Raw genomic sequence first — 13821 nt, 5'->3', positions numbered from 1 at the left:
GCGCGCCCCCCGGCGGGAGAAGCGCCCCCGCGACGGCCTCTCACTCCCGCGGCGCACCCGCTGATTGCCGTGATCCCCCCAAGGGAACCCGGAACTGCGTGCACCCCCGCATCGAGGACTACGCCCTGATCGGCGACGAGCAGACCGCGGCCCTGGTGGGCCGTGACGGCTCGGTGGACTGGCTCTGCCTGCCCCGCTTCGACTCCGGCGCCTGCTTCGCCCGGCTCCTCGGCGACGAGGACAACGGCCACTGGCGCCTCGCTCCGCAGGGCGTCGACGGCCCCTGCACCCGCCGCTCCTACCGCCGCGACACCCTCGTCCTCGACACCGAGTGGGACACCCCCGGCGGCCGTGTGCGGGTCACCGACCTGATGCCGCAGCGCGACCGCGCGCCCGACCTGGTCCGCATCGTGGAGGGCCTGGACGGCCGCGTCACCATGCGCAGCACGCTGCGGATCCGCTTCGACTACGGCTCGGTCGTCCCGTGGATGCGCCGCTCGCGCGATCACCGGGTCGCCGTCGCCGGACCGGACTCGGTGTGGCTGCGCAGCGAGCCGTCCGTGCGGACCTGGGGCGAGGACTTCGGCACCCACTCGGAGTTCACCGTCGCCAAGGGCGAATCGGTCGCGTTCGTGCTGACCTGGCACCCCTCGCACGAGCCGCGCCCCCGGCAGATCGACCCGCACGAGGCGCTGCGCAGCAGCGTGCGGGACTGGCGTGCCTGGGTGGCCCGGTGCCGCTACGCCGGCCCGCACCGCGATGCCGTGGTCCGCTCGCTGATCACCCTCAAGGCGCTCACCTACGCCCCCACCGGCGGCATCGTCGCCGCGCCGACGACGTCGCTGCCGGAGGAGATCGGCGGCGTGCGCAACTGGGACTACCGCTACAGCTGGCTGCGCGACTCCACCCTCACTCTGGGTGCGCTGCTGACGGCCGGCTACCGGCGCGAGGCGGAGGAGTGGCGCAACTGGCTGCTGCGCGCGGTCGCGGGCGACCCCGCCGACCTGCAGATCATGTACGGGCTGGCGGGCGAACGGCGGCTGCCGGAGGTGGAGCTGCCGTGGCTGTCCGGCTTCGCCGGCTCCACCCCCGTACGCATCGGCAACGACGCGGTCAGGCAGCTGCAGCTCGACGTGTACGGCGAGGTGATGGACTCCCTGTGGCTGGCCCGCTGCGCGGGGCTGTCCACCAAGCCGCACATGTGGGCGATCCAGCGGTCCCTGCTGGACTGGCTGCGCGACCAGTGGCGCCGGCCCGACGAGGGGCTGTGGGAGGTGCGCGGCGGACGCAAGCAGTTCGTGCACTCCAAGGTCATGGTGTGGGTCGCCGCCGACCGGGCGGTGCGCACCCTGGAGGCGCACAAGGACCTCGACGGCGACCTCGACGGCTGGCGGGCGATGCGCGACGAGGTGCACCGCGAGGTGTGCGAGAAGGGCTTCGACGAGCGGCGCAACACCTTCACCCAGTACTACGGCTCGAAGGAGCTGGACGCGGCGCTGCTGCTCATCCCCCGCGTGGGTTTCCTGCCGCCGGACGATCCGCGGGTGCTCGGCACGATCGAGGCGATCCGCGAGGAACTCGGCCACCGCGGCTTCATCCGCCGCTACTCCACCGACGGGACCGCCGTGGACGGGCTGCCCGGCGACGAGGGCACGTTCCTGGCGTGCTCGTTCTGGCTGGCGGACGCCCTCCACGCGAGCGGCCGTACGAAGGAGGCGCGGGAGCTGTTCGAACGCCTGGTGGGTGTGGCGAACGACGTGGGGCTGCTGTCCGAGGAGTACGACCCGGCCGGCCGCCGCCAGCTGGGCAACTTCCCGCAGGCGTTCAGCCACATCGGCCTGGTCAACACCGCCCTCGCCCTCTACGGCGGGCAGGAGGCAGGATAGGGACCATGGATCTTGGACTGAAGGACCGGGTGTACGTCGTCACCGGGGCCACCCGCGGGCTGGGCAACGCCACCGCGCGGCAGCTGGTCGCCGACGGCGCGAAGGTCGTCATCAGCGGACGGGACGAGAAGCGGGTCGCGGAAGCGGCCGCCGAACTGGGCACGAACGCGGTCGGAGTGGCCGTGGACAACGCCGAGGCCGACGCGCCCGAGCGGCTCGTCGCCGCCGCCCGCGAGCACTTCGGCGGCTTCCACGGCATCGTCGTCAGCGTCGGCGGGCCGCCGCCGGGCTTCGTCGCCGACAACACGGACGAGCAGTGGCGGGCGGCGTTCGACTCGGTGTTCCTCGGCGCGGTGCGACTGGCGCGGACCGCGGCGGCGGAGCTGGAGCCGGGCGGTGTCATCGGCTTCGTGCTGTCCGGGTCGGTGCACGAGCCGATCGCGGGGCTGACCATCTCCAACGGGCTGCGGCCGGGTCTCGCCGGGTTCGCCAAGTCCCTCGCGGACGAGCTGGGGCCGCGCGGCATCCGGGTCGTGGGGCTGCTGCCCGGCCGTATCGACACCGACCGGGTGCGGGAGCTGGACGCCCTGTCGGCCGACCCGGAGGCGACCCGGGCGGCGAGCGAGTCCCGCATCCCGCTGCGCCGCTACGGCGCCCCCGAGGAGTTCGGCCGCGCGGCGGCGTTCCTGGTCTCCCCGGCGGCCTCCTACGTCACGGGCGTGATGCTGCCGGTGGACGGCGGCACGCGGCACGGCTTCTGAAGCAGGCACGGCTTCCGACCCACCGGGCCCTGCGGGTCAGCTGACCCGCTCCGCGCCGTGTTTGACGCCCCGTAGCCGTACTTCCGCGGGCAGGGAGGTCAGGCCCGTCGCGTCGCGGGCGTGGGCGAGGGTCTGGGCGGTGAGGTGGTGCAGGGCCGTCTCCGGGTCCACGTGCGGTTCCAGGTGGACCCGGAAGCGCGCCGAGGGCGAGGTGCGGTGGCCCATGAGGCGCGTCTGCGCGCGGGCGACGCCGTCCAGCGTGCCCGCGTCGCCGTTGAGGACGTGCTCCAGGGCCCGTCCGCGCAGCCGCGCGCCCTCCCCGTCGCCGGTGTCGACGAGGACCTCGGCGAGCCGGCGGCGGCGCAGCACCGCGGTCAGCCACCACAGGGCCAGCAGGAGCAGCACGGCGAGCGCGGCGATGATCGCGGGCCACCACCAGTCCGCGTTCCGCCAGTGGGTGCGTTCGGCGTCGCTGAGCAGCACGTCGTGCCGGTCGGCGTGGATCCACCAGGAGGGTGCGGGCGCGCCCAGGCCCACGGCGAGGACCGCGCCGCCCAGCGCCAGGAGCACGAGCCCGGCCAGCGCGAGCAGCACGCGGTTGACGGTGGCGAGCATCGAGGTCACCCCTTTCGTCCGGGCCGGCGGACGTGCACGGCGAGGCGGGGCGGCCGGGCGAGCCCCAGTGCGCGCACCGCGTCGCCGAGCACCTCGTCCAGGTCGGCGTTGACGTCCTGCAGTTCACGGAAGTGGGACATCGCGCGGATGTCCGCCTTCCTGCGGCCGACCCGGACCCGGGCCGACTGCACCCCGGCCACCTCCATCGCCCGGTCGCGCAGCACCAGGGCGGCCGCGTCGCGGGTCAGCGCCGCGCGCACGTCGGGGTGCGCGCGGCGCATCGGCAGCAGGGCCCGCAGGCCGGGCGTGAGCGCCAGCACGATCAGCCACAGCCCGAGGACCGCGGCGACCCCCGCGCCGACCCGGACCCAGATGTCGTCCAGCGGCCGTGTGGCGAGCTGCCGGGCGAGGACCCGGCGCCAGTACATCGCCGGGTGGCCGGCCCGGACGGCGCTGATGTCGTACAGAAAGAGACCGAAGGCGCCCAGGAGCAGCGCGGCGACGATGCCGGCCGGGATGCGCCGGGCCGACCAGAAGCGACCCGCGCGGGAGTGGCCGCCGTCGTCGGGGGCGGGTTCGGTCTTCTCCAGCACGGGGAGCCGCTGGGTGGTCCCCTCGGGTTCCGTCATGACGTCCTCCCCTGGGGCGCGCCGAGCGCCGGTGTGAGGTGCAGCCGTTCGACATGGACGGCGACCTCCGGGACCTCCATGCCCACCAACGCGCCCACCCGCTCGGCGACATGGCGCCGCACCGCGCGGCAGCGGGCCCCGATGTCGGTGGGGTAGTCGAGTTCGAGATGGAGGCGCAGTCGCGCGGTGTTGTGGTGGACGACGACCGTGGCGTGCGGGGTGGCGGCGTCCTCGGGCAGCCTGCCGATCGCCTCGCGCGCCGCCTGCGCGGCGACCTTCGCCACCACCCGGTCGGCGATCCGTGTCGCGCCGCGCTCGGCGGGCAGAACGGCCCCCCGGGGTCCACGGAGCTCACCGGCCCCACTGGTCACGGGCGTCACCGCCGCCGGTCGCTGCGCGTACGGAAGAAGTCGCCGATCTCGAGGTCTCCCTCCGCCAACCGGCCGACCACGAAGCCGATGGCGCCCAGTGCTGCCACCAGCACGAAGGCGCCGAAGCCGCCGAAATATCCGGCGAAGCCCAGTGCCATGCCGGCGATCATGCCGGCCACGGCCATGCTCATGCTGTGCTCCTCAGTTCGTCAGCCTGTTCGACGGCCCGCTCGGGTGCCGTCACTGGATCCGGGGCTGCTCCGGCTCCTCGTCCTCCTCCTCGGGGAGCTTCACATCGCTGACGGCGATGTTGACCTCGACGACTTCCAGGCCCGTCATCCGTTCGACGGCCGTGATGACGTTCTCCCGCACATCGCGCGAGACCTCCGAGATCGACACGCCGTACTCAACGACGATCTCCAGATCGAGAGCGGTCTGCACCTCTCCGACCTCGGCCTTCACCCCTCGGGTCACGGACTTGGTGCCGCCGGGTACGCGATCGCGCACCGCGCCGAGGGTCCGGGACAGACCACTGCCCATCGCGTGCACACCCGGAACGTCGCGTGCCGCGAGACCTGCGATCTTCTCGACGACACCGTCGGCGATCGTCGTCTTGCCGCGGCTGCCCGGGTCACCGCCACCGCGCCGGGTGGTCTGCGGCTCCTTGTGGATTTCGGACGTGCTCGTCCGGCTTCCGGCCGTCATGTCGCTCATTCGCCGTTTCCTTCCGCATCGTCGTCCTTCGACCACCGTAAGTGCGGTTACGCGATCGCGCGCCCGTGATGCGGCAGGCTGGAGGAATGACAGCGGAGCGGTGGACGCGGGACGTACGGCGGCGGCTGGGCCTCGGCAGGCTGCTGCCGCTCGGCGAGGCACGGGACGGGGCGTGGCTGGCGGAGTCCGCCGCACGGGTGTTCCTGGCGGGGGCCGTGGTGAGCCTGCCGGATGTGCTGCTCAACGGGGTACGCGTCGGGCTCGCCGATCCGGCGGACGTGGCCGAGCCCGTCGTACCGCCGCCGCCGAGTGCGCTGCCGCCCGGACCCCTCCGGGTGACGGCTGAGTTCTCGGCGACGGCGGCGGAGCCGCTGCCGGTGACCGCGGAGCGGCTGCGGGCGGCGCTGGCGACGGCCGCGCGGGAGGGGCTGGGGCTGACGGTCGCGGAGGTGGACCTGCGGGTGGTCGCCCTGCTGGACGAGACCATGGAGCCCGGGCAGGACGAGGGACCGGCGCCCGCGGACGCGTCCGAGGACTACGGGGACGGGGCGGGCGGCGCCCCGGAGGGCGCCGACGAGGCCCGTGCCGCCGCGGCGGCCCTCGCGGTGCCGGGCGTGGCCGGACTCATGGGTTCACTGGGCGGGTTGGGCCGTCCGGTGCATCTGGAGGAACGGGCGCGGGACGGCGCGGCCCTGCCGCACCGCCACGCGCGCGTGGAGATCGCCGTCGGCGCCGGTCATCGGCCCGTGGACGTGGCCCGGGCCGTCCGCGCGGCGGTGAGCCAGGCGCTGCCGGACCGCCCGACGGTGGCGGTCCTGGTCACGGCGATCACCCGGTGAGACGCCGGTGTCACTCGCCCATGCCGGCCAGATCGCGCAGACGGCGTGCCTGGGCCTGGCGTTCGGCGGCGCGCTGCTCGTCGTAGGTCCGGTCGATAGCGCCGCGCAGCAGGGCCTTGGTCTCGATGACGGCGTCGCGCGGCGCGGCGAGCAGGGCGGCGGCCAGGTCCTTGACCGCGCCTTCGAGCTGCTCGGCGGGCACGGCGAGGTTGGCCAGGCCGCAGGCCACCGCTTCCTCGGCCGCCACGAAGCGCCCGGTCGCACAGATCTCCAGCGCCCGGGCGTAGCCGACCAGTCCGACGAGCGGATGGGTGCCCGTCAGGTCGGGGACCAGTCCGAGGCTGGTCTCGCGCATGGCGAACTGCACGTCGTCCGCGACGACACGCAGGTCGCAGGCGAGTGCGAGCTGGAAGCCCGCCCCGATGGCATGGCCCTGCACGGCGGCGATCGACACGATGTCGTTGCGCCGCCACCAGGTGAACGCCTCCTGGAACGCGGCGATGGACGCGTCGAGATCGGCGTCGCTGCTGCGGGCCAGGTCGATGAACGACGGCTCGCCCTCGATCCCCTCGGGCGTGAACATCTGCCGGTCGAGCCCCGCGGAGAAGGACTGACCCTCACCGCGCAGCACGACCACCCGGACCGAGCCCGGCAGCCGCCGGCCGGCCTGGGCGAGCGTCCGCCACATGGCGGGGCTCTGCGCGTTGCGCTTGGCCGGGTTGGTCAGCGTCACCGTGGCGATCGCGCCGTCGACGGTGAGCCGAACGCCGTCCTGGTCGAGCAGGGGAACGAGTTCAGGGCCGGGCGTGGCCATGGGGCGCCTCCGATGCGTGCGGTCACTGGGAATGCCCAGATGGGCATCCGTCGGCCGGATGCCCGTGCGGGCCATCCGTAAGTGACTGCACAGTAACCACCCGCCCGGCCGGTCGACCGACCGGGTGGCCACCATCGGAGTCGAGGGGCCGCCCGGGGATCAGGCCGTCTGGGCCTTCTTGCCCCGGGTCGCCCCTCCGCGTCCGCGGAGCGTGACGCCCGACTCACTGAGCATGCGGTGCACAAAGCCATACGAGCGGCCGGTCTCCTCGGCCAACGCCCGGATGCTCGCACCGGCGTCGTACTTCTTCTTCAGGTCTGCCGCGAGCTTGTCGCGCGCGGCGCCGGTCACCCGGCTGCCCTTCTTCAGAGTCTCGGCCACCCGTGCCTCCTCATGGGAAGTGCGCTCTGGTCTCCTCATGATCACCCCTCCGGCGCGGGTTGGCCACCCATTCGGCAAGGTCCGTGCGACACGGTTGTGACGACAGGAGCGCGTCCACACAATCGGAAGCCTTGATTCCGCACCTCGCCGTTCGCAGGACCGAACGGGCCCGCCGGCGAATCCCCAGGTCAGAGACGCCGAACGGCCGGCCCCTCGGACAAGGAGGAACCGACCGTCAGATACGTGTATGACACACCTCGATACGAGGAGATCTCACACAGATGATGGATCACGGCTCGGCCGAATGATCCATACCGGTGGATCATCCATTCGATCAAGCCAGGGCGACGAGATCCGCGTAGTCCGCGCCCCACAGGTCCTCGACGCCGTCCGGGAGCAGGATGATCCGCTCCGGCTGCAGCGCCTCCACCGCGCCCTCGTCGTGGGTGACCAGGACGACGGCGCCCTTGTAGGTGCGCAGCGCGCCGAGGATCTCCTCGCGGCTGGCCGGGTCCAGGTTGTTGGTGGGCTCGTCCAGCAGGAGGACGTTCGCCGAGGAGACCACCAGGGTGGCCAGGGCCAGACGGGTCTTCTCGCCGCCGGAGAGCACCCCGGCCGGCTTGTCGACGTCGTCGCCGGAGAAGAGGAACGAGCCGAGCACCTTGCGGACCTCGACCAGATCCATGTCGGGCGCGGCGGAGCGCATGTTCTCCAGGACCGTGCGGTCCGGGTCGAGCGTCTCGTGCTCCTGCGCGTAGTAGCCGAGCTTGAGGCCGTGGCCGGGGACGACCTTGCCGGTGTCCGGCTGCTCCACGCCGCCCAGCAGACGCAGCAGCGTGGTCTTGCCGGCGCCGTTGAGCCCGAGGATGACGACCCGGGAGCCCTTGTCGATGGCGAGGTCGACGTCGGTGAAGATCTCCAGGGAGCCGTACGACTTCGACAGGCCCTCGGCCATCAGCGGGGTCTTGCCGCAGGGCGCGGGCTCCGGGAAGCGGAGCTTGGCGACCTTGTCGGACTGGCGGACCGCCTCCAGCCCGGAGAGCAGCTTGTCGGCGCGCCGGGCCATGTTCTGCGCGGCGACCGTCTTGGTGGCCTTGGCGCGCATCTTGTCGGCCTGGGAATGCAGGGCGGCGGCCTTCTTCTCGGCGTTGGCCCGCTCGCGCTTGCGGCGCTTCTCGTCGGCCTCGCGCTGCTGCTGGTAGAGCTTCCAGCCCATGTTGTAGACGTCGATCGTGGAGCGGTTGGCGTCCAGGTAGAACACCTTGTTCACGACCGTCTCGACCAGGTCCACGTCGTGGCTGATGACGATGAAGCCACCGCGGTAGGTCTTCAGGTAGTCCCGCAGCCAGATGATCGAGTCCGCGTCGAGGTGGTTCGTGGGCTCGTCGAGGAGCAGCGTGTCCGCGTCCGAGAACAGGATGCGGGCCAGCTCGATACGGCGGCGCTGACCGCCGGAGAGGGTGTGCAGCGGCTGGCCGAGCACCCGGTCGGGCAGGTTCAGCGCGGCGGCGATGGTGGCGGCCTCGGCCTCGGCGGCGTAACCGCCCTTGGTGAGGAACTCCGTCTCCTGGCGCTCGTACTGCTTGAGGGCCTTCTCGCGGGTGGAGCCCTTGCCGGTGGCGATGCGCTGCTCGTTGTCGCGCATCTTGCGGATCAGTACGTCGAGACCGCGGGCGGAGAGGATGCGGTCGCGGGCGAGGACGTCGAGGTCGCCGGTGCGCGGGTCCTGCGGGAGGTAGCCGACCTCGCCGGAGCGGGCGACCTGGCCGGCGGCGGGCATGCCCTCGCCGGCGAGGACCTTGGTGAGGGTGGTCTTGCCGGCGCCGTTGCGGCCGACGAGCCCGATGCGGTCGCCCTTGGTGACGCGGAAGGTGGCGTTCTCGAGGAGGATGCGGGCACCGGCGCGCAGCTCGATACCGGAGGCGGAGATCACGGGGTCAGACTCCTGGGCGGTGGGGATTGACGGTGGAAGGCTGGTGGACGGTCCCGCCGTCTAATGCGCGAGGAGAATGGCCATGGGGACCAGTCTAACGGCCCCATGCAACTGGTTTTCCGGCCGAGCCGGAGGGCGGGCCGCCGCGGGGACGCCCCGCCGAGGGCGGCCGACGGCGGGAACGCCCAGTCGCGAGCGGCGGGCATGGCGGGCGCGGCGGGCGCTGGGGATGCCCCGCTGCGGCGGGCGGGGCCGCTCGGGGAGGGCACGCGGTGGGGGCGTACGTCCGCTGCGGCTCGTGCGCCCCCGGTGCGGTCAGCTGCCGCCGGTGTGCACCTGGAACGCGGCGCGGCGCACGGCCTTGGCCAGGGCCGGGTCGGGGTGGGCGGCGGCCAGGGCGACCAGGACCTGCACGGTGCGCGGATGGCCGACGGCGCGGACCTCGTCCAGCAGGGCCGGCACGGTGGGCTGCAGGGCCGACTCCAGGTGCCGGACCAGCATCGGGGCCTCGCCGTGGTCGGCGACGGCGGCGGCCGTGTCGACCCACAGCCAGGTGGCCTCCTCGCGGGTGAGCACCTCGTGGGCGTCCTCGGGGTCGACACCGTCGTGCTCGGCCAGCCACAGCAGAGCGTACGGCCGCAGGGTCGGCTCCTCGACGACGGCGCGGACGTCGGGCTCGGCGGGGGCGCCGACGACGCGCAGCGCCTCGAAGGCCAGGCCGCGCAGCAGGGCGTCGTCGCCGCGGGCGGCGGCGAGCAGCTCGCCGACGGCGTTGCCGACGGGGCGGGCGGCGAGCCAGGCGCGGTACTCGGCGCGGGCGGCGTTCGGCCGCAGCTGGGCGCAGCCGCGCAGCATGTCCTCGGCCGCCTGCTCGATGTTGCCGGCGGGGCTCTGCGCGGCGACGCAGATCTGCTCCAGCTTGACCCAGACCGCCCAGCTGCCGAGCGGGGTGAGCGTGGCCTGCCCGTCGCCGTAGGTGAGGGCGCCGACCGCGGCGAGGGCGCGCAGGGCCCAGTCGAGCAGCGGGGCCAGCTCGGCCTCGGCGACCGGTACGGCGGCGTCCGCGGACGCGGCGGCACCCGCGGCCGCGGCGGACACGCCGATGCGCGGCACCTCCGGCGCGCCCGACGCGGGGGCGTAGGGGACCTCGCAGCGCTCGGTGCGCAGTTCGGTGACCCGCTGGCGGAGCAGGTCGAGGAGCTGTTCCACCGGGACGGGGCCGGCGGAGAGCTGGAGGAAGGAGAGCACCTGCGGCATGGCGGAGACGACTTCGGCGACGGCCGCGGGCTCCAGGTCGCCGGGTTCGGGGTGGGCGAGCGACCAGGCGTCGAACAGGGCGACCCAGCCCCGCAGGACGGCGCTGTCGTCGCGGTCCCAGGCGCGCAGCCGCCAGCCGGGGCGGGCGCTGTCGCCGTGGACCTCGACGAGGCCGGCGAGGCGGGCGATGTCCCAGTCGGCCCGGACCTGGTCCACGGTCAGGCCCAGTTCGTGCGCGGCGTGTTCCGCGGTCGCATCGGAGAGGGTGGCCTTGCCGTCGGCGGTGGCACCGGCCCGGCCGGGGCCGAGCGCGGAGTCGGCCCAGCGGGCGACGCGGGCGGCGGCGGCGAGGCCGGAGCGAGCCATTCCGGCCAGCTCCGCGGGCGCCGGGGTGCCCTCGGGCGGGCGGGGCGCCCGACGGCGCGGGCGCCGCTGGTTCACGGCTCTGGGGGCGGCGGCCAGGGGTCGGGGTCGGACGAGTCGAAGCCTGGAGTCGCGCGGGATACGGGACGTCACGGGTGCAGTCTTCCGGTTGACGGTCCGAAAACCCAAACGGAATGCCACGGCGGCCGATCGGGCGGCACGACGGACCCGCTCAGTACGTCGAAACCAGACGTGATCAGGCCAGTCGTACGCCGTTGAACGGCCCCCCGAAACGGAATACCCCCCGCCGCCCGACACCCACGACGGGAGCCGCAGCGACACGGTGAGGCGCGCGCCCGCGCCGCCCGACGGCCGGCCACCCCGGCGGCCGGGCAGCCGGGCGGCCGGGCAGCCGGGCGGCGAAGGTGACGGCGCAGGGCGCCTGCCACGGTAACCACCGCCGACGGCGGCCTCCGTCGACGCCTCGAGGCCGGTGACCGACGGTTGGGCCGGGCACGCGGGGGCTCGGACCGGCGCGCGGCGACCGCCGGGCCGACGTCGGACCCGCGCGCAGGGGCCCGACCCCGGCGCGCAGCGACTCCGCCGACTGGGGGCGGCGTCCGCATGCTGCCAGGACTGGGGGCGGTGCACGGCCGGGGTGCCGACGGCGGTCCGGCGGGCAGGCTCCGCCGAGCGGGGCGACGGGGACCGTCAGCGATCCGGTTCCGCAGGCTCCGCTGAGCGGGGCGGCGGGCGGCCGCGGTCCGGCCGGTGGTGTCGGCCACGCACCCGCCCGACGCCGGTCGCCGACTGCCGGGACGGCGGCGGACCCAGGCGCAGGGCCCCGGCCGGGCCGTCGGTGTCGTTCGGCGGCGGTGGTTCCGGCGTACGGCGACTCCGTCGGCCGGCGGCCGGGGTGTCGGCGGTGCTGCGGGGCCGCCTCGACCGAGGCGGGGCACCCCGGCAGCGGTCACGCCGCCGCGTCCCGCCGAGCGCGGCGGCGAGGGCCGCGCGGGCGGTGGTGCCGGCGGCGTGGCGGCCCGACGGCGGGCGCGGGCGTCAGATGCCGCGGTGTCCGATGCCGTGGTGTCCGATGCCGTGGTGTCCGCCTCGGCGGGGGATCGTCACATCAAGGGGGTCAGGAAACGGCGGAGGGCTTCCTCGTAGGAGTCCGGGTTCGCGTTCCACATCGCTCCGTGCGGGGCCTGGGCGACCGTGTGCAAGGCGACCAGGTCGGGGCGGCGGGCGGCGAAGCGGCGGGAGAAGCGCCAGGGGGCGACCGTGTCGTCGGGGCCGTGGACGATCAGCGTCGGCACGGCCAGGTCGTCGGCGTCCGCCACGACGGTGCCGTCGGCGGGGCCGTCCTGCAGCCCCGTGCGGCCCTGCGCGGCACGCACCGCGAGCGGCAGCAGCGCGCCCGGCGTGTGCCGGGCCAGGGCGAGAGCGCGCAGCGTGCTCGGCCAGCTGAGCACCGGAGAGTCCAGGACCAGCCCGGAGACGTGCTCCCGCATCCCGGAGAGCCGCGCCGCGCGCAGCGCCATCGTGGCGCCGGTGGACCAGCCGTAGAGGACGACCCGGCGGGCGCCGTAGCGCACGGCGTAGCGGATCGCGGCGTCCACGTCGCGCCACTCGGTCTCGCCGAAGTGGTTGAGGCCGTCCGGGGGGCGGGGCGCGCCCAGGTCGCCGCGGTAGGCGAGGGCCAGCACGGGGAAGCGCAGCCGGTTCAGCATGCCCATGACGTTCATGGGCAGCTCACGGGTGGTGCCGAGGCCGTGCACGGCGATCACCCAGGTGTCCCGGGCCGCGGGCACGAACCAGGCGGGCAGGGAGCCGAGTTCCCCGGGCACGTCGACGTCGGCGTGCTCCAGACCGACGGCGGCCTTCGGGTCGCCGACGTGGAGGTTGGCGGTGAGCCACACCTTGTCGCCCGGCTCCAGCGTGCCGTGCGTGACGCGCTCCAGGCGGCGTACGACGGTGTCGGCGCTGTGCTCGGCGGAGTCCAGGACCTGGCCGACGACCGCGTGGCTGCCGTCGCCGGCGAGTCCGTAGGTGCCGGGGCGCAGGGCGGCCAGGTCGCGGGTGAGCGCGATGCGGCCGGCGGCCGTCGCGTGGACGGTGAGCCGGGGTTCGGTGGGCAGCGGCCGGCCCGGGGGCGCCTTGAGCGCGGCGTCGCTGGCGAGTCGGCCGGCGACCACGGCTGCGGCCCCGGCACCCATGACGGCGGTGACGGCAGCGGCCGTCGCTTTGACAGTGCGCACGGGAACCAGTTTCCCGGCGTGGTCCGTCCCAAGCCACCGGAAGCGACATGGAGGGTGATCATCCGCGGCCCGCCGCCCGGTCCGTCACCGCACCGCCCCGCCACCGCACCGCTCACCCACCCCCGTCACCCCCGCTGCCCGTACCCCCGTAGCCGCTCCCCCGCCTCCGCCAGTTGCTCCTCGGTCAGCAGGCTCGGGGTGAGGCCCGGGACCGAGGACGCCGTGAGCCACAGGCGGCACATCCACTCCAGCTGGGCGGTGCGGTCGTAGGCCTGGTCGAGGGTGGCGCCGTAGGTGATCGTGCCGTGGTTCTGCAGGAGGCAGCCCGTGCGGCCGGTCAGGGCCCGCAGCATGTTCTCGGCCAGCTCGTGCGTGCCGTAGGTCGCGTAGGGGGCGACCCGGACCGGGCCGCCGAGGGCCGCGGCCATGTAGTGGACGAGCGGGAGCTCCTGCACGAGCGTGGAGACCGCCGTGGCGTGGACGGCGTGCGTGTGCACGACGGCCCGGGCGTCCGTCGTGCGGTATACGGCGAGGTGCATCGGCAGCTCGCTGGTCGGCACCAGGGAGCCGCGCACCTGCCGGCCGTCGAGGCCGACCGCCGTCAGGTCCCGCGGACGCAGCCGGTCGTAGGCCACGCCCGACGGGGTGACCAGCACCAGGTCACCGACGCGTACCGAGACATTGCCGGAGGTGCCGACGACCAGTCCGTCGGCGACGGTCCCGCGCGCCGTGGCGACCAGCTCCTCCCAGGCGCGGGCCTCCCGCTCACCGGCCTGCTCCTCCCGGGTGCAAGCCTCCTGCTCACCGGCTTGCTCCTCCCGGGCACGGGCCTCCTGCTCACCGGCCCGCGTCTCCTCCGCGCGCGCCCCGTCGACCGCCCGTCCGCAGTGCCGTTCCCGCCGCTGTTCCGTCATGCCGCGATCCTGCCAGCCCCGGGTGACCGACATCTCTTTCCCGGGCCCGCGACCGGCCACGACGCCCCACGCCGGGCGGACGGGCC

Annotated in this window: 14 protein-coding genes; 3 read left to right on the top strand and 11 right to left on the bottom strand. The window is 74.5% G+C overall.

The genetic code is table 11. The features are described from left to right. The first annotated feature begins 98 nt into the window (after positions 1–98). Both ACZ64A_RS12865 and ACZ64A_RS12860 read left to right on the top strand, forming a co-directional pair. Positions 99–1886 (top strand): glycoside hydrolase family 15 protein, encoded by a 1788-nt coding sequence (locus ACZ64A_RS12865; protein ID WP_469810084.1) that lies wholly within the window; start codon positions 99–101, stop codon positions 1884–1886. 5 nt (positions 1887–1891) lie between these two features. Continuing rightward, positions 1892–2647, top strand: coding sequence for an SDR family oxidoreductase (locus tag ACZ64A_RS12860; RefSeq protein ID WP_469810083.1), 756 nt, complete (start codon positions 1892–1894; stop codon positions 2645–2647). Positions 2648–2683: 36 nt separating this feature from the next. Here the strand turns inward: ACZ64A_RS12860 and amaP are convergent, their stop codons facing one another. From amaP to ACZ64A_RS12835, 5 genes are read right to left on the bottom strand one after another with little or no spacing between them, the layout of a single operon-like run. Then, entirely contained in the window at positions 2684–3262 is a 579-nt protein-coding gene (gene amaP / locus ACZ64A_RS12855; RefSeq protein WP_469810082.1) for an alkaline shock response membrane anchor protein AmaP, read from the bottom strand. Positions 3263–3267: 5 nt separating this feature from the next. Continuing rightward, complete coding sequence (locus ACZ64A_RS12850; protein WP_469810080.1) at positions 3268–3891, bottom strand: DUF6286 domain-containing protein; 624 nt, start codon at positions 3889–3891, stop codon at positions 3268–3270. Beyond that, positions 3888–4271: an Asp23/Gls24 family envelope stress response protein gene (locus tag ACZ64A_RS12845; RefSeq protein WP_469810078.1), complete on the bottom strand. Its 384-nt coding sequence runs from the start codon at positions 4269–4271 to the stop codon at positions 3888–3890. Before ACZ64A_RS12845 ends, ACZ64A_RS12850 begins: the two co-directional genes overlap by 4 nt. Further along, on the bottom strand, positions 4268–4453 hold the full coding sequence (locus ACZ64A_RS12840) for a hypothetical protein (RefSeq protein WP_469810076.1): 186 nt from the start codon (positions 4451–4453) through the stop codon (positions 4268–4270). Before ACZ64A_RS12840 ends, ACZ64A_RS12845 begins: the two co-directional genes overlap by 4 nt. A 49-nt stretch (positions 4454–4502) precedes the next feature. After that, positions 4503–4976 (bottom strand): Asp23/Gls24 family envelope stress response protein, encoded by a 474-nt coding sequence (locus ACZ64A_RS12835; protein ID WP_469810074.1) that lies wholly within the window; start codon positions 4974–4976, stop codon positions 4503–4505. A gap of 86 nt (positions 4977–5062) precedes the next feature. On the opposite strand from ACZ64A_RS12835, the gene ACZ64A_RS12830 reads away from it, so the two are divergent. Continuing rightward, positions 5063–5815, top strand: a complete 753-nt coding sequence (locus tag ACZ64A_RS12830) for a nucleopolyhedrovirus P10 family protein (protein ID WP_469810072.1) — start codon at positions 5063–5065, stop codon at positions 5813–5815. A gap of 10 nt (positions 5816–5825) precedes the next feature. Here the strand turns inward: ACZ64A_RS12830 and ACZ64A_RS12825 are convergent, their stop codons facing one another. The 6 genes from ACZ64A_RS12825 to ACZ64A_RS12800 form a co-directional block, all read right to left on the bottom strand. Further along, positions 5826–6629: an enoyl-CoA hydratase/isomerase family protein gene (locus ACZ64A_RS12825; protein ID WP_469810070.1), complete on the bottom strand. Its 804-nt coding sequence runs from the start codon at positions 6627–6629 to the stop codon at positions 5826–5828. A 159-nt stretch (positions 6630–6788) separates the two neighbouring features. Beyond that, entirely contained in the window at positions 6789–7010 is a 222-nt protein-coding gene (locus tag ACZ64A_RS12820; RefSeq protein WP_190220789.1) for a helix-turn-helix domain-containing protein, read from the bottom strand. A gap of 334 nt (positions 7011–7344) precedes the next feature. Continuing rightward, positions 7345–8943, bottom strand: a complete 1599-nt coding sequence (locus ACZ64A_RS12815) for an ABC-F family ATP-binding cassette domain-containing protein (protein ID WP_469810068.1) — start codon at positions 8941–8943, stop codon at positions 7345–7347. A gap of 315 nt (positions 8944–9258) precedes the next feature. Next, positions 9259–10566: a hypothetical protein gene (locus tag ACZ64A_RS12810; protein ID WP_469810066.1), complete on the bottom strand. Its 1308-nt coding sequence runs from the start codon at positions 10564–10566 to the stop codon at positions 9259–9261. A 1121-nt stretch (positions 10567–11687) separates the two neighbouring features. Next, positions 11688–12821, bottom strand: a complete 1134-nt coding sequence (locus ACZ64A_RS12805; RefSeq protein WP_469810065.1) for an alpha/beta hydrolase — start codon at positions 12819–12821, stop codon at positions 11688–11690. Between the two features lie 125 nt (positions 12822–12946). After that, positions 12947–13735 carry a class II aldolase/adducin family protein gene (locus tag ACZ64A_RS12800; RefSeq protein WP_469810064.1) on the bottom strand — a complete coding sequence of 263 codons (789 nt, stop codon included), beginning with the start codon at positions 13733–13735 and terminating at the stop codon, positions 12947–12949. Between the last annotated feature and the right edge of the window lie 86 nt (positions 13736–13821).

The sequence above is a fragment of the Streptomyces sp. NPDC104814 genome (genome assembly GCF_055583185.1).
Note: the sequence above shows the minus strand (reverse complement) of the source record. Positions and strands in the feature narration are given on the sequence as shown.